At 72.1% G+C, this 15,300-nt stretch carries 11 protein-coding genes; 5 read left to right on the top strand and 6 right to left on the bottom strand.

The genetic code is table 11. From position 1 onward, the window contains the following. Positions 1-203 precede the first annotated feature (203 nt). Positions 204-1,037, top strand: coding sequence for a TrmB family transcriptional regulator (locus BG418_RS04795; protein ID WP_188272416.1), 834 nt, complete (start codon positions 204-206; stop codon positions 1,035-1,037). Here BG418_RS04795 and BG418_RS04790 read toward each other — a convergent pair. Together BG418_RS04790 and BG418_RS04785 are read right to left on the bottom strand one after the other, a co-directional pair. Continuing rightward, positions 1,034-1,588, bottom strand: coding sequence for a hypothetical protein (locus BG418_RS04790; RefSeq protein ID WP_188272415.1), 555 nt, complete (start codon positions 1,586-1,588; stop codon positions 1,034-1,036). The two genes, BG418_RS04795 and BG418_RS04790, sit on opposite strands and share 4 nt — an antisense overlap. Continuing rightward, the gene (locus BG418_RS04785; RefSeq protein WP_188272414.1) at positions 1,588-2,748 is read right to left on the bottom strand and encodes a molybdopterin-dependent oxidoreductase; all 1,161 of its coding nucleotides are present in this window, start codon (positions 2,746-2,748) and stop codon (positions 1,588-1,590) included. The genes BG418_RS04790 and BG418_RS04785 overlap by 1 nt, the downstream gene beginning before the upstream one ends. 113 nt (positions 2,749-2,861) lie before the next feature. Between BG418_RS04785 and BG418_RS04780 the strand changes: the two genes are divergently transcribed. Both BG418_RS04780 and BG418_RS04775 read left to right on the top strand, forming a co-directional pair. Beyond that, positions 2,862-4,331 (top strand): glycosyltransferase 87 family protein, encoded by a 1,470-nt coding sequence (locus tag BG418_RS04780; RefSeq protein WP_398997577.1) that lies wholly within the window; start codon positions 2,862-2,864, stop codon positions 4,329-4,331. Between the two features lie 2 nt (positions 4,332-4,333). Beyond that, the gene (locus BG418_RS04775) at positions 4,334-5,137 is read left to right on the top strand and encodes a helix-turn-helix domain-containing protein (RefSeq protein ID WP_188272413.1); all 804 of its coding nucleotides are present in this window, start codon (positions 4,334-4,336) and stop codon (positions 5,135-5,137) included. Positions 5,138-5,174: 37 nt separating this feature from the next. Here the strand turns inward: BG418_RS04775 and BG418_RS04770 are convergent, their stop codons facing one another. Then, positions 5,175-5,555, bottom strand: a complete 381-nt coding sequence (locus BG418_RS04770; RefSeq protein WP_188272412.1) for a nuclear transport factor 2 family protein — start codon at positions 5,553-5,555, stop codon at positions 5,175-5,177. Positions 5,556-5,762: 207 nt separating this feature from the next. Here BG418_RS04770 and BG418_RS04765 point away from each other — a divergent pair, with 207 nt between their 5' ends. Together BG418_RS04765 and BG418_RS04760 are read left to right on the top strand one after the other, a co-directional pair. Further along, a complete protein-coding gene (locus BG418_RS04765; protein ID WP_188272411.1) occupies positions 5,763-8,672 on the top strand; it encodes a glycoside hydrolase family 2 TIM barrel-domain containing protein in 2,910 nt (969 codons plus the stop codon). A gap of 280 nt (positions 8,673-8,952) precedes the next feature. After that, complete coding sequence (locus BG418_RS04760; RefSeq protein WP_188272410.1) at positions 8,953-10,026, top strand: type III polyketide synthase; 1,074 nt, start codon at positions 8,953-8,955, stop codon at positions 10,024-10,026. 15 nt (positions 10,027-10,041) lie between these two features. On the opposite strand, the gene BG418_RS04755 is transcribed toward BG418_RS04760, so the two are convergent. The 3 genes from BG418_RS04755 to BG418_RS04745 all read right to left on the bottom strand — a co-directional run bounded on the left by BG418_RS04755 (position 10,042) and on the right by BG418_RS04745 (position 15,289). Continuing rightward, the gene (locus tag BG418_RS04755; RefSeq protein WP_188272409.1) at positions 10,042-11,634 is read right to left on the bottom strand and encodes an alpha/beta hydrolase; all 1,593 of its coding nucleotides are present in this window, start codon (positions 11,632-11,634) and stop codon (positions 10,042-10,044) included. A 91-nt stretch (positions 11,635-11,725) separates the two neighbouring features. Further along, entirely contained in the window at positions 11,726-13,111 is a 1,386-nt protein-coding gene (locus tag BG418_RS04750; RefSeq protein WP_188272408.1) for an amino acid permease, read from the bottom strand. A gap of 66 nt (positions 13,112-13,177) precedes the next feature. Next, positions 13,178-15,289: a phage holin family protein gene (locus BG418_RS04745; RefSeq protein ID WP_188272507.1), complete on the bottom strand. Its 2,112-nt coding sequence runs from the start codon at positions 15,287-15,289 to the stop codon at positions 13,178-13,180. Positions 15,290-15,300 lie beyond the last annotated feature (11 nt).

Below are 15,300 nucleotides of genomic sequence, written 5' to 3'. Positions count from 1 at the left end.
CGGAGGCGACTGCCCGGGGATCAATGTCGCGTGCATGACAAGATCGCCTCTGAGAAAGTGCCACCCTGCTGAGTGGTGGCGTCGTTGAACGTAGGACACCCGCCCGTCACCCACAACTGTCAGACGGGCAAAGCAAAAGGCAAGGATTCTCATGGGATTCGGCTGGATCACGCTTCGCTGATCGCGCTATACCGTGGTTGACCATGGAGCCGGAACAGGAGTCGGTCAACGACCTCGTCGCCCTCGGACTGTCGCGCTACGAGGCGCGGGTCTATCTCGCGCTGGTGCGGCGCGACTCGTATACGGCGGCGCAGGTCGCCAGGGAGGCGGAGGTGCCGCGGCAGCGCGTCTACGACGTGCTGGACGGTCTTGTCCGCGCCCAGCTGGCCGTGTCGCACGGAGGGAAGGTCGCCACGTTCGGGGCGGTGGCCCCGGAGCTCGCCCTGGCCCGGCTGATGGCCCGGCAGCGCGAGTCGCTCGAACGGCTGGAACATGTCTCCACCGGGCTCACGGCGGCGCTGCTGCCGCTCTGGTCGGCCGGGCGCTCGCACACCGACCCGCTCGACTACATCGAGGTGCTGCGCGACCCCAAGACCATCGCCGAGCGCTTCGCGGACATCCAGGACCAGGCCGACGCCGAACTCCTCACGTTCTGCCGCCCGCCGTTCGTGGCCCCCGCCGCCAACCTCCCGGGCCTCAAGGCCGCCCGGCGGCTGCGGCGGGGCGGCGGCACAGTGCGCGCGCTGTACACGTACGACGCGCTGAGCGACGACGAGGTGCTGGAGAACGTCGCTCGCTTCGGCGAGGCGGGCGAGGAGGCCCGGTTCACCGAGGAACTTCCCCTCAAACTGGTCATAGCGGACGCGTCGTTGGTGCTCTGCGACATGCCGGACCCGGTCGCGGGCACCGGCGCCACGACCGCGCTCTACATCGAACACCCGGCCCTCGCGGCCTGCCTGCGCCTCGCCTTCCAGACGCTGTGGGAGAACGCGGAGTCGATTCAGCGCGTACGGGAGGGGGGCGCGCGGCGGGCCTAGGAGGACGGCGGGGTCTTGGGGGGTGGGGTGGGGCCGGGCTTCGGGGCCGTCGGCGTGGGTCCCGGCGACGGGGTCACGGGCGCGGGTCCCGGCTGTGGAGCCACGGGTGCGGGGCCGGGCTTCGGCGCCACCGGCGCGGGCTCGGGCCTGCGCACGCGCCCCCCGTGCCCACCCCGCCCCCGCTTGCCCACCAGCACCACCACAGTCGCAAGCACCACCACTCCCAGCAGCACCAGCCAGTTCCGTACGTAATCCAGCGGCAATACCGTCACATTGACCACCGGGCCCGGGCGCAGGATGTCCGGGAGGGCGATCACCGTGAGGCAGCCGGCGGTGAGCAGCGCCGCGCGCAGCGGGCCGCGCACCCCGGGCCGTGTCGCCGCCACCCCGAGACCCACGAGCAGCACCAGCGGGGCGATCAGACCGTCGTGCAGCACCACCGCGCCGACCAGCCACACCACCACGTCCCACGGCCGCTGCGACCAGGCGAGAAACGCCCCCAGACCCATCAGGCCGACCCCGAGCGCGCCCACCGCGTACCGCGTCACCATCACCGCACCTCCAGTCGCGTGACCCACTTGGTCTGGAGCACCCCGGGGCGGTTCGGGGCGATGATGCGGGCGGGGTAGCCGTGGTCGGCGGTGAGGGTGTGGCCGTTGAGCCGCAGGGCCAGCAGGGTGCGCGGGTCGCGCGCGTAGGTGCGGCCCATGTCCATCACGCGGTACGCCCCGTGCTGCTCCAGCGAGATCACCCGCAGCGCGGCCCCGGGCGCCCCGGCGCGCTCGGTGAGGTCCTTGATGCGTACGCCGGTCCAGTGCGCGTTCTTGCTCCACCCCTCCACGCACGCGATCGGCAGCTCCACCTCGGACTGCTCCATCGCGGCCAGCTCGTCGAGGGTCAGCTCGTACGGACGCGGCCCGACCACCGTCAGGCGCCAGGCGACCGAGTCCACATGGGTCAGGCCCGCCTGCATCGCCGTGCGGTTGACCGGCACGCCCAGCGGGCCGTGGTCGGGGTGGCGGGGCGCCAGCAGGTCGACGTCCTTGAGCGGGGTGAAACTCTGGCCCACCGTCGTCACCGTCACCGCGCCCACCGCCACCGCGAGCCCGGTGAGCAGCGAGCGCCGGTCGGGCGCGTTCTCCGGTTCGGCCGGCAACGCGCGCGTGGCGGCCGACCGCTGCCACCAGTACGCCTTGATGTCGGGCCACTTGACCGCCAGATGCAGCAGCAGCGCCCCGGTGAGCACCCACGCCACGGCGAAGTGCACCGGCACGAAGCTGAACGGCCAGGGATACCACTGCACCGTGTTCAGCAGCCCCGTCAGCAGCTCGAACACCGCGCCCGCCACCAGCACGGCCACCGACAGCCGCTCCAGGGCGTGGCGTACGTTCCGCAGCGCGGGCCACACGAACAGCCTCGGGTAGACCGTCCACAGCTTGCCGAAGAGCAGCGGGATCGCCGCGATCCCCACGCCGACGTGCAGCCCCTGGTTGAGCCGGTACCCCCAGCTCGGCTCGCTGGGCAGCACATCGGCCAGCCAGCTCGGCGGATGCTGGAGGTAGTGGCTGATCACACCGGTGACCATGCAGACGAGCATGGCCACGCCGAGCAGCCGGCCGATCGCCGTCGCGGTGCGCTTGTCGTGCAGCCTGCCGCGGAAGGTCGGCAGCAGCGCCGTCGGCGGCGGGGGAAGCGGGAGTCGTGACTTCATGGCTCCATGACATCCCCTGCAGGGCTCTGAACAGGGCTCCCGACACCTTACGGTTCTCGGACGCGTGGTGCGCTGGGCCGTCCGGACGCGCCCCGGGCTGCGAATGTGGACGGGTGATCGCACCGCGTACCGCCACCGCCCCGGCCGCCGACACCCCGACGGCCGCACCGTCCGCCGTCCGCCGCACCGCGCTGACCGCCGTGCTGCTGTTGGCGCTGGCCGCCGTCCTCGCCACCACGTTCGTCGAGGACGGCTACTACGGCCATCCCGGCGCGCTGTCGTGGTGGTACCTGGCCTGCTGGCTGCTGTTCGCGGCCGCCGCGTGGTCGCTGCGGCGGGTTCCGGCCAAGCACCGGACCGGCCTGATCCTGGCGGGGGGTGTGCTGGTCGCGGCGACGGGCCTGGCCGCGCCGCCGACCACCAGTACGGACATGTTCCGCTACGCCTGGGACGGCCGGGTGCAGGCCGCCGGGATCTCGCCGTACGACCATGTCCCGGCGGACCGGGAGCTGGCGGGGCTGCGCGACTCCTGGCTGTTCCCGTCGGGCGCGGCGTGCAAGGGCCCGGACCGCGCCAGGATCGACGGCGAGGCGGGTCGCTGCACCCGCCTCAACCGCCCCAAAGTGCACACCATTTACCCGCCGGTGGCCGAGGTGTACTTCCTCGGCGTCCATGAGCTCTCGCCCCCCGGCGCCCGCCACAAACCGCTCCAGGTGGGCGGCGCACTGCTGGCCGTGGCCACCACGGGCGTCCTGCTGCTGATCCTGCGCCGACGCGGGGACGTACGCGGGGCGGCGTACTGGGCGTGGTGCCCGGCGGTGCCGATCGAGGCGGTGAACAACGCGCATGTGGACGGTCTTGCGGTGCTGTTCACGGTGGCGGGGTTGGGGGCGGTGGCGGGAGCGTGGCGGGGGTTCCCGGGGGTGCGCGGCAACGTCGTCGGGGGTGTGCTCATCGGGGCCGGGGTCGCCGCCAAGATGCTCCCGGCCGTGGTGCTGCCCGGCGCGCTCTCGGGGGTGCTCGCCGGGCGGCGCCCGGACTGGCGGCGCGCCGCGAGCGTCCTCGTCCCGACCGCCGGTTTCGTCGCGCTCTCCTACCTCCCGTACGTCCTGGTCTCGCACGCGTCCGTCTTCGGCTATCTCGGCGGCTACGCGGAGGAGGAGGGGTACGACGACGCCTCGGCCCGCAGCCGGTACGGGCTGGTCCGCCTGGTGCTGCCCGACGACTGGGCGCTGCCCGGAGCGCTCGTCGTGGTGGCGCTGGTCCTGCTGTACGTGCTGCGCCGGGGCGACCCGCAACGCCCTTGGCGCGGTGCCCTGTTGGTGCTCGGCTGGGCCTTCCTGATGATGACGCCGGGCTACTCGTGGTACGCGCTGCTGCTGGTCGCCCTGGTGGCCCTGGACGGCCGGTGGGAATGGCTGGCGGTCGCGGCGGCGGGCGCCGTCTGCTACGTCACCGCGTGGGCGATGCCGCACTCCTTCGACCTCGTGCGCACCTCGGCCTACGCGGTCGCGGGGGCCATCGCGCTGGCCGGGTGGGTGGTACGGCGCCGGGCGTTGTCAGTGGCCCGGGTTACTGTCTGAGTATGACCACAACTGCCGTGATCGACACCGGAGTCGGCCCGATGCTGCGCGGCTGGCGCGAGCAGCGCAGGATCAGCCAGCTGGAGCTGGCCCTGCGCGCGGACTCGTCGGCGCGGCACATCAGTTTCATAGAGACGGGCAGGTCACGGCCGAGCGAGGAGATGATCCTGCGCCTCGCCGAGCACCTGGAGGTCCCGGTGCGCGAGCGCAACGCCCTGCTTCTCGCGGCCGGTTACGCCCCGCAGTTCACCGAGACACCGCTGGACGACCCGTCGATGGACGCCCTGCGCGACGGCATGGAGCGGTTGTTGCGGGGGTACGAGCCGTTCCCGGCGCTGATAGTCGACGGGACGTACACCGTCCTGGCCGCCAACCGGGGCATCGCCATGCTCCTTGAAGGCATCCCGGAACGGCTGCTCGCTCCCCCGCTGAACGCGATGCGCCTGACCCTCCACCCGGAGGGCCTGGCGCCGCGCATCCGCAACATCCGCCAGTGGCGCGGACATCTGCTGGCACAGATGGAGCGCCAGATAGCCCTGATGCGCTCGGACGCGCTCCGTTCGCTGTACGAGGAGGTCGCCGCGCACCCCGTGCCGGACACGGCGGACGACGACGCCCCGGACCACGCCCTGTTCCCCTTCGCGCTGCCGCTGCGCGTCGAGCACCGGGGAACGGTCCTGTCGTTCATCTCGACGATCGCCACGTTCAACACCCCGATGGACGTGACCGTGTCGGAGCTGGCCATCGAGACGTTCCTGCCGGCCGACAAGGAGACGGCGGCCTATCTGCAGTCGGCCCTGGCCTGACGCGCCCCGGTCGCGCGTGGACGGTACGCGCGCCCGCTCAGGCGCCGGACGGCACCCGGTCCAGGAAGCCGACGACGGTGCGGATGCGGCCGTCCGCCGCGAGCGTGATCACATCGGACCCGGCGACGGGCGCCGACCCGTCCGCGACCGCCACCAGCTCCCAGCGGAACCGGGCGACGTCGTGGTGCCCGTCCACCGGCCCGTCGAGGCGGAACTCGAAGCCGGGGAACTGCTGGTGGGCCCCGGCGATGAGGGCCGCTATGCCCTCGTGGCCGGTGACGTCGGCGAGCGGGTCGGTGTAGCCGCCGTCCTCGCTCCAGGCTGCGCCGACGGCCTTGGCCAGCTCCTCGGCGGAGCCGGTGGCGTTCCACGCCTCGAAGTAGCGGGCGACGGCGGTCTCGTAACGGTTCTCGGACATGGGGAATCAGCCTCCATCAAGGACGGGAGTCAACATCGGTCGAACCGGGCCCCGGCCGGAGTGCGCCGCCCGGGACCCGATGGCTCAACCTTGCCTTCGGGGCCTGCCCGGGGTCGATTACCGCCGAGGTAATGCCGTACGCCGCCCAAAGCCCGTACACCGCCCACCCCTTGTCGCGGGCACGACCACGGCCCTAGCCTCCGGACCGTGTCCCTCCGCGCCTCGGACGTCACGGACGTCCACTACGTCGAGTCCCTCTCCCCCGGCGACGGAACCGCGCTGCTGCCGCCCCGCGCCTGGTACGCCGCCTCGGATGCCGCGCGGCTCTCGCTGAACGGCCGGTGGCGCTTCCGGCTCGCGGCGACCGCCGACGCGCACGACGACGCCTTCGCCGCTCCCGGGTACGACGCCGGGGAGTGGGACGAGGTCCGGGTGCCCGGGCACTGGGTGCTCCAGGGCGACGGGGCGTTCGGCGGGCCGATCTACACCAACCACCTCTATCCGTTCCCGGTCGACCCGCCCCGCGTACCGACCGAGAACCCGACCGGTGACCATCTGCGGGTCTTCGACCTGCCGGACGACTGGCCGCCCAACGGCGACGCCGTGCTGCGCTTCGACGGTGTCGAGTCATGCGCGCGGGTGTGGCTGAACGGCCAGGAGCTGGGCCACTTCAAGGGCAGCAGGCTCGCGCACGAGTTCGCGGTCGGGCCGCTGCTCAGGGCGCGCGGGAATGTACTGGCGGTGCGGGTGCACCAGTGGTCGGCGGGCTCGTATCTGGAGGACCAGGACCAGTGGTGGCTGCCCGGCATCTTCCGGGACGTCACCCTGCTGCACCGACCCGAGGGCTGTGTCGCGGACTTCTTCGTGCACACCGCGTACGACCACCGCACCGGCGAGGGCACGCTGCGGGTCGACTCCGAGGTCCCCGGGCGCGTCACGGTGGCGGAGCTCGGCATCGACATCGCGACCGGGGACGCGGTGAGCCTGCCGGTGAAGCCGTGGACGGCCGAGACACCGCGCCTGTACGACGGGGTGCTGGCCACGGCGGGCGAGCACGTCCCGCTGCGCATCGGCTTCCGTACGGTCGCCGTCGAGGACGGTCTGCTCAGGGTCAACGGACGGCCGCTGCTCTTCAGAGGCGTCAACCGGCATGAGTTCCACCCCACTTCGGGCCGCGCCCTCGATCTGGAGACCATGCGCCGCGATGTGGTCCTGATGAAGCGTCACCACATCAACGCCGTGCGCACCAGCCACTATCCGCCGCACCCCGCCTTCCTCGACCTCTGCGACGAGCTGGGGCTGTGGGTCGTCGACGAGTGCGATCTGGAGACGCACGGTTTCGTCGAGCAGGGGTGGCGCGACAACCCGGTCGACGACGACCACTGGACCCCGGCCCTGCTCGACCGCGCCGCCCGGATGGTCGACCGCGACAAGAACCACCCCGCGGTCGTCGTCTGGTCGCTGGGCAACGAGTGCGGCACCGGACGCGGTCTGACCGCCATGGCCACCCGGATCCGCGCCCGCGACACCTCCCGCCCGCTGCACTACGAGGGCGACTCCGACTGCCGCGACACCGACCTGTACTCCCGGATGTACGCCTCGCACGCCGAGGTCGAACGCATCGGCCGCCACCTGGACGGCGGCACTCTGAAACGCCGTCAACTCCCCTTCGTCCTCTGCGAGTACGCCCACGCCATGGGCAACGGCCCCGGCGGTCTCGCCGACTACCAGCGGCTCTTCGACGCGTACGAGCGCTGCCAGGGCGGCTTCGTCTGGGAGTGGATCGACCACGCCCTCGCCCACCCGGCGTACGGCTATGCCTACGGCGGCGACTTCGGCGAGGAGCTGCACGACGGCAACTTCGTCTGCGACGGGCTTCTTTTCGCGGACCGGACACCGTCCCCCGGGCTGATCGAGTACAAGAAGGTGATCGAGCCGGTACGCATCGAGGGCGATGCCGGGGAAGGCACGGTCCGCGTCACCAACCTGTACGACTTCGCGGACCTGCGCGGCCTCGCCTTCACCTGGTCGTACGAGGCGGACGGCGAGCCCGTGGCGACCGGCGACCTGGCGGTGCCCACGCTCGGGCCGGGCGAGTGGGCCCAGGTGAAGCTGCCCGAGCAGCCGACCGGGGCGGCCAGGACCGCCGAGACCCGCTGGACGATACGAGCGGTCCTCGCCGAGGAGACGGCGTGGGCCCCACAGGAGCATCTGATGGCGTGGGCTCAACTACCCGTATCCCAAGTGCAGTTGATGCCACCGGCCACCGGCGCCCACCCCATCCGCTCCGGCGGGCTGATCACCCTCGGCCCGGCCGTGTTCGACGCCCGTACCGGTGCGCTCGGGTCCATCGGCGAGGTGGCGGTCACCGACCCGCGCCTCGATGTGTGGCGCGCGCCCACCGACAACGACAACGGCGCGGCCTGGCAGCCCGATGCGCGGTACGGGCTGCTCTGGCGCGAGCTGGGGCTGCATCGGATGCAACACCGCCTGGATGCGGTGGAGTTGACGGACGGCTCTCTTGTCGTACGTACCCGGGTCGCGCCCGCCGCCCGTGAGGTGGGGCTCGCCACCACGTACCGCTGGACGTCGGACGGAACCCGGCTGCGGCTGACGGTCGCGGTCGTCCCGGAGGGCGACTGGAAGGTGCCGCTGCCCCGGCTCGGCATCCGGCTCGGCCTGCCGGGCGCCGCGTCCGGCGACCGTGGGCCCGTACCGGTGACGTGGTTCGGCGGCGGCCCGGGCGAGGCGTACCCCGACACCGCGACGGCCTCGGCGATCGGGCTGTGGCACTCGGACGTCGACGCGCTCCAGACTCCGTACGTCCGGCCGCAGGAGAACGGCGCCCGCGCCGACGTCCGCTGGGCGGAGGTGGGCGGGCTGCGCATCGAAGGCGAGCCACCGTTCTGGTTCACGGCCCGGCGCTGGACGACCGAACAGCTCGACGCCGCACGGCACTTGACCGACCTCGTGCCCGGCGACACGGTCTGGCTCAACCTCGACCACGGCCAGCAGGGCATCGGCTCACAGTCCTGCGGCCCGGGCACACTACCGCAGTACCAACTGCACGCGGAGGCAGTGGAGTTCGCGTTCACGTTCACGCAACGCCCACACTGAAAGCAGGGTGCGCGGGCAGTCCATGCCCCTACCCCGTTCGGCCGCATCCCGCAACCGGGCGCGGGCCCCCGTCTCCGGGGTCCTCGGACCGTCACCACCGGGTCCCCTCACGCCCGGGTGAGCTACCCGCATCGGAATATCCCCCTAATCGGTTAAATGCCCCGTTCGGGGACATGTTGCCGATAACGCTCGGGGATACCTGACACGGACACGACCGCACACCCTGGGGCACCCGCGGGGGAACCGCGGGCGACTGCCCGGCAGGAGACAAGGAAGTCCCATGGCCACCCTGTGCCGCCCCGCAGTAGCCGTACCCGACCATGTGATCACGCAGGAGGAGACGCTCGCGCTGGCCCGCGAGACGCATGCCGACCATCCGCAGCGCGACCTCGTACTGCGGCTCATCAAGAACACCGGGGTCCGCACCCGCCATATCGTCCAGCCGATCGAGGCCACCCTGCGCCATCCCGGCTTCGAGGAACGGAACCTGCTGTACGAGGCGGAGGCCAAGGCACGCGTGCCCGATGTCGTACGGCAGGCGCTGGCCCATGCCGAGGTGGAGCCCGCCGACATCGACCTGATCGTCTACGTCTCGTGCACCGGTTTCATGATGCCGTCGCTGACCGCCTGGCTGATCAACACCATGGGGTTCAGGACCGAGACCCGGCAGCTGCCGATCGCCCAGCTCGGCTGCGCGGCCGGGGGTGCGGCGATCAACCGGGCGCACGACTTCTGCACGGCGTATCCGCGCTCCAATGTGCTGATCGTGTCGTGCGAGTTCTGCTCGCTCTGCTACCAGCCGACCGACATCGGCGTCGGCTCGCTGCTCTCCAACGGTCTCTTCGGCGACGCGATCTCGGCGGCGGTGGTACGCGGCGAGGGCGGCACCGGGATGCGGATCGAGCGCAACGGCTCGCATCTGGTCCCGCACACCGAGGACTGGATCTCCTACGCCGTCCGCGACACCGGCTTCCACTTCCTGCTCGACAAGCGCGTCCCGGGCACGATGGAGATGCTGGCGCCCGCGCTCAAGACGCTGGTGGCGCAGCACAGTTGGGAGATCCCGCAGATGGATTTCTTCATCATCCACGCGGGCGGGCCGCGCATCCTGGACGACCTGTGCCACTTCCTGGACCTGCCGCCGGAGATGTTCCGCTTCAGCCGCGCCACCCTCACCGAGCGCGGCAACATCGCCAGCTCCGTGGTCTTCGACGCGCTGGCCCGGCTCTTCGCGGACGGCGGCGCGGCGGACGGCGCGGGCGGGATGATCGCCGGGTTCGGCCCGGGCATCACGGCCGAGACGGCGATCGGACGCTGGTCCTGCGCGGCCCCGGTCGCGGCGATGAGCAACTGATCCGCGGCAGTCGGCTCAATGCGCCGGGGGCGTCTCCCGGGGGCACGACGTCCCCGCGGCGGGCAGGGTCCCCTCCAGCAGGAACGCGTCCGCGTGCTCCCGTACGCAGCGGGACGCCGTGTACCCGCCGTGCCCCTCGCCCTCGTACGTGAGGACCACGCCCTTGCCGAGGCGGCGGGCGGTCTCCGCCGCCCACTGGTACGGCGTGGCGGGGTCGCCCCGGGTGCCGATCAGCAGGACGGGCTGCGCGCCGGTGCGGTCGATGCGGCGGATGTAGTCCGTACCGGCGGGCCAGCCGGTGCAGGAGACGGCCGCGCCCACCTGCTCCGGGCCGAACATCGGGGACGCCTTGGCGAACTTGTCCTCCAGCGAGGCGAGTTCGGCGGCCGGGTCCTTGGGGCGCTTGGGCTCGTCGGCGCAGTTGATCGCGAGCAGCGCCTCCTTGCTGTTGTCGTCCGCCGCGCGCTTGCCCTGCGCGTCCTCGCCCGCGAACGACTTGTTGATCTGGTCGAGGGCGGCCGGGTCGCCCTTGTCGTGCAGGGTCGAGATGCCGTACGCGAGGGTCGGCCACAGCTGCTCGGCGTAGAGCGAGTCGGTGATGGCGGTGCGCAGGTCGGCCGAGGTGAACTCGGCCCCGGACGCGGTCTTCGCGGGCTGCTTGTCCAGCTGGGTGACGGTCGCGTCCAGCGTCTTCGTCGCGGCCGCGGTCGTCGCGCCGAGCGGGCAGCCGGCGCCCTGGTGGGCGCAGTCGGACAGGAAGGTGTCCAGGCCGCGCTGGAACGCGGTGGCCTGGGCGAGCGCCGACTGTTCGGCGTCGGCCGTCAGCGAGTCCACGGCGTCGAGCACCATCCGCCCGGTCCGCTGGGGGAACTGGGCCGCGTAGACCGCGCCCAGCCGGGTGCCGTACGAGATGCCGAAGTAGTTCAGCGACTTGTCGCCGAGCGCTTGGCGCAGGACGTCCAGGTCGCGCGAGGCGTTGATGGTGCCGACGTGCGGCAGCAGCTTGCCGGTCGTCCTGCGGCACTCCTCGGCGACCGACCTGAGCTCGGCGACGAGCTGCTTGCGGCCCTCGGCGTCGTTCGCCGGGGCGGTGTCGTCGGAGCTCTCGATCTCCTTCTCCGCCGCGGTCCCGCAGCGCACGGGGGCGCTGCGGCCGACGCCCCGGGGGTCGAAGCTCACCAGGTCGTACTGGTCGGCGAGGCCCTCGGTGTCGCTCAGGAAGCCGCCGAGGTCCTTGAGACCGGATTCGCCGGGGCCGCCGAAGTTGAAGACGAGCGAACCCTTGGGCGCGGTGGCGGCGGGTGCGGCACCACTCGGGCCCGCGTCCGTCCCCGTACCGCCTGACTCCGAGCCTGAACCGCTCGCCCGTATACGGGCCACCGCCAGCTCGATCGTGCCGTCGGCGGGGTGGGCGTAGTCGACGGGCACGGTGAGCTTGGCGCACTCCATGCCCTGGGGGGCGCCCTTGACCGTGCAGGCGCCCCAGACCGGTCGCTGGGTGTAGAAGCGGGTCAGATCGGGCTTCGCACCGTCCGCCAGGGCCGGGACCGCGAGGGCGAGCAGCGCCATAGCGGCACCGGCTGCGCCCACTGTCGTACGTCCGCGCATGGCAGACCTTTCGGTCGGGGAGCCCCCGCAGCAAACGTAAGCCGCCGAACGGAGTACCGCACGACAGATCGCGGGCTGCCGTCACCGACTGTCAGACCCGCAGGTCAGCGGCTTCCTTGGCGGCCACCGGCTCGGCTTCCGCGGCCGCCTCCGGGCGCTGCTTGCGGGCCGCGAGGAGCGCGTATACGAGGACGCCCGCGAAGAGGAACAGCACGCCCTGGTAGACCGCCTCGTAACCGGAGCCCGCGACCAGCCACAGGGAGAACCCGGCGGCGAGGGAGGCGAGGACGAAGTCCCGGACCAGGCGGGCGCGGTGGACGCGGTGGGACTGGCCGGACGCGAGGAAGTACAGCTGCGCGGCGGTCGACAGGAGGTAGGGGACGGTGGCCGTGAAGGTGGTGACCAGGACCAGCATCTCGAAGACGCCCGTCGAGCCGACCGTGTAGTTGTAGACGGTCAGCGACGAGGCGAGGACGACCGTGACGATGACGCCGGCCGTCGGCACACCGCGGTTCTTACGGGCGAAGACCTGCGGGAACAGTCCGTCCTTGGCCGCCGCGTACGGGGTCTGGGCGCTGAGCAGGGTCCAGCCGTTGAGGGCGCCGACCATGGAGACCAGAGCGGCGAGGGCCACGGCGGTGCCGCCCCAGGAGCCGCCGAACATCGCGTTCACGGCGTCCGTGAAGGGTGCGGTGGAGTCCACGAGCTTGTTGTGCGGGACGGTGCCGAACACCGAGAGGGTGCCCAGGAGGTAGATCAGGGCGGCGCCGATGGTGCCGAGGATGGTGGCGCGGCCGACGTTGCGGCGCGGGTCGCGGACCTCGCCCGCGCTGACCGCGGCCGACTCGACGCCGAGGTAGCTGAAGAGCAGGATCGCCGCCGAGGCGGAGACCGCGCCCATCGGGCTGTGGTCGTCGGCCTGGAACGGGCCGAGGTTGGCCGGGTCGAAGAAGAACAGACCGCCGACCGCGACGAGCAGCAGGGGCGCGAACTTCAGGACGGTGGAGACCAGTTGGACCGCGCCCACATACCGGGTGCCCGCGAAGTTGGCGAGCGCCGGGAGCCACTGGAGCGCCAAGGCCGCAGCGATCGTCGCCGCCTTGGAGTCGTGGATCGGTATGAGGACGTCGAGGTAGCCCACCGCCGCCACGGCGAGCGCCGCGTTGGAGACCCAGGTGGTGATCCAGTACGACCAGGCGGCGAGGAAGCCGGCGAAGTCGCCGAACGCCGCGCGGGTGTAGACGTACGGGCCGCCAGTCTGTGGCAGCCGCTCGGCGAGCCGGCCGAAGACGAGCGCCAGCGCGATCGCGCCGACCGTCAGGACGACGAAGGCGAGCAGGCTGATGGTGCCGAACGGGGCGACCGACGCCGGCAGCAGGAAGATCCCACCGCCGATGATGTTGCCCATGACCAGAGCGGTCGCCACCGGCAATCCGAATTGCCGGGCATGCTTGCTCTGGGAATCTTGCGTGGTCATGGGGTGGTGCGCCTCTCTCCGTGCCAAAACCTGACCATGGTCGGGTACGGCGAACGCGGCGCAAAATCAGGCGGATTTGTCCTGCACGGCCCGGTCGTCTACCGGAAATGATCCTTCCGCTTCCTGTCGGCGCCGGGATTCCTCCTGAAGCCGCGATTCCGCCTGGTGCCGGGAGATCTCCAGCGGCACCTCGGGCCCCGCGCACTCGCGCAGCCAGCGCCGCAGCACCCGGTGCACCTGCTCGGCGCCGACCAGCTCCGTCCCGTCAGCCACCGGCGCCGACAGATCGCGCGGCCACAGCAGGAACGGATGACCCTGCTCGCCGCCGAGGCCGCCGTGCGAGCCGATCTGCTCCTCGAAGGCGTGCACCTCGCCGGTCACCGGGTCGTACATCGAGTTGACCATGATGTCGGCGGTGTGCGGAAAGGTGTCGGTGCGCCGTACGGCGTCGGCGGCGCCCGGCGCGAAACCGGTCAACGGGCCCTTGCCGTCGGCCAGTTCGGCGAGCGGGACCTCATGGATCCGGTCCGTGCCCGCGCCGCCGATGACCACCGCGCCGTGCTCCTCGCTGCGCACCAGCAGGAAGCCGATGCCGGGGTGCCCGGCGAGGGTGCGCAGCAGCGCGGGGTGGCGGCGGTCGATCTCCTCGCGGGCGAGCCGCCCCTCGGTGTCCGGGAAGGAGACGAGCCCGAGGTTGCCGGAGGCGAGCACGATCGGGTCGGAGGCGGGCCCCGGCTCCCCGTTCTCCATGACCGGCCGGTGCAGCGCGACCCGGACCGCGTCACGCGCCTCCGCGCCGCTCTTGGTGCGCTCGGCGCCACGCGGCACCGACAGCCCGCACCCGGCCCGCACCAGGTCCTTCAGGGTCAGCCCGTACGCCCCCGCGAAGGTCTCCCCCGGGCTCTGCCCGTGGTCGGAGAGCAGCACGATCCGGTACGCGCGCGGCGCGTGCTCGGCGACCTTGGCGATCAGCGCGAGGGACCGGTCGAGGCGGTCCAGGACCTTGTCGGCGTCCCGGCTGCGCGGCCCGGAGTGGTGCGCCACCTCGTCGTACGCCACGAGGTCGGCGTAGACGGCGGTGCGCCCGGCGAGCATGTCCCCTATGACCGCCGCGACCACCACATCGCGCTCGACGACGGTCGCGAACGCCCGGATGAACGGGTAGAGCCCGCCGCGCCGCACGCGCGGCGTGTCCCCGCGCAGCCGCGCCCGGGTCGACTGGCCGATCTCGCGGCCGACCTCGGCGACGAAGGAGAGCGCGGTGCGCACGGAGTTGGCGGGGTCCGAGAAGTACGCGAAGTAGCCCGCCCGGGAGCGGTTGCGGCGGCCGCGCCGGGCGGCCATCGACAGGACCAGGGCGAGCTGGTCGGCGCCGCCGGAGAAGAGGTTGCCCCGGCTGGCGCCGTCGACGGTGAGCAGGCCGCCGTCGCCGGTGCGCTCGATCGCCCGTCGCTGGAGCTCCACGGCGCTGGCGGGCCGGTTGGAGACCATCAGCTCGCCGGTGTCCTTCTCGTACCACCGGAAGGCGGGCACGTCGAAGGTGCAGCCGTGCAGGATGCCGAGCTGGCTGGCGCCGGTCTGGCTGGACCAGTCGGTACGCCAGGGGGTGAGCAGGTGCGTCTCCTTCAGCCAGCCCTCGACTGTCGGCATCAGGCCCGCGCCGACCGCGTGGCACAGCACGTCGTGGCCGACGCCGTCGAGCTGGAGGAAGACCGTGCCGGGCGGTTCCGAGCCCCGGTCGTCGTCGCCGCGCCTGCGTCTGCGCCGGTCGGCGAGGCGCGAGAGCCTGCGCCGGTAGGCGTTGTCGTCCCGGACGGCGAGCGCCGTCGAGGTGGCGGAGGCGACCGCCGACATCACCGCGGCCACCACGACCGCGGTCTCGGGCTTGGCCGCGCCGCGCCCGCTGGGGATCAGGCTCAGCGCGATCAGCAGCAGCGAGCCGTTGAGGAAGAACACCAACAGGCCCAGCACCAGCGCCGGGACCAGCAGGAACGCCCGTACGACCAGCGGCCACACCAGCGCGCTCAGCAGACCGAACGCGCCCGCGCCCCAGGCGGCGGTGAGCGCGACCCGGGTGACGCTGTCGCCACCTGCGGACTTGAGCTGGAAGTCGGGCAGGATCCCGGCCAGCGCCATCATGGTGAGGGTGGAGACCGCCCACACCACGACCACCCGCATCAGGGCGCTGC

It is taken from the genome of Streptomyces sp. CBMA152 (genome assembly GCF_014596475.1).
Lineage (GTDB): Bacteria > Actinomycetota > Actinomycetes > Streptomycetales > Streptomycetaceae > Streptomyces.
Note: the sequence above shows the minus strand (reverse complement) of the source record. Positions and strands in the feature narration are given on the sequence as shown.